Annotated in this window: 1 protein-coding gene; it reads right to left on the bottom strand. The window is 47.0% G+C overall.

What is annotated here, in order from left to right; translation table 11 throughout:
• Positions 1-231: 231 nt before the first annotated feature.
• The coding region (locus JNK74_30140) for a SusD/RagB family nutrient-binding outer membrane lipoprotein (protein MBL7650430.1) at positions 232-528 on the bottom strand (297 nt) is incomplete at its 5' end.

Genomic DNA, 528 nt, shown 5'->3' with positions numbered 1-528 from the left:
TTCGTCACTTCGATCTCGTCTTCGCCTTCGAGTGCCGTCACGCCCGGGTCGGTATATGGATCACCGGCTATATGTACCAACACGTCATCCCCTTCCATGGAAAAGGTCGGGTAATACGTAATTCTTGATATGTCTGCTGTTGAATCGTCTTCACATGACATCCCGGCAAACGCTAACAGGATCAGACTATAAATTATCTTCTTCATACTGTCGTTGATTTAGTTAATTCGATTAAAGAGTATTCCACCAAACCCGTTCAGTAACCTGCTTCTGCCCGCCAACTGCGTTAAGCTCGTCACGGTTGTTATCGATTTCCGCTGACGGATAAGGCAGACGTTGTGGATACAAACCGCTGGTAACATTACCCGGAGGCGTTTCGAAAAAGTCAGGGAAGCCGGTTCTTTTTCGTTCAACGTGTGCTTCCAAACCCTGGAAGTTTACCATCGATATCCATTTCTGGGTAATGATTTGTTCGATCGCATTTGCGGGGTCATATTCATACGCCCCGCCAGAACCGTATAACGTACT

It is taken from the genome of Candidatus Hydrogenedentota bacterium, assembly GCA_016791475.1.
Taxonomy (GTDB): domain Bacteria; phylum Hydrogenedentota; class Hydrogenedentia; order Hydrogenedentales; family JAEUWI01; genus JAEUWI01.
Note: the sequence above shows the minus strand (reverse complement) of the source record. Positions and strands in the feature narration are given on the sequence as shown.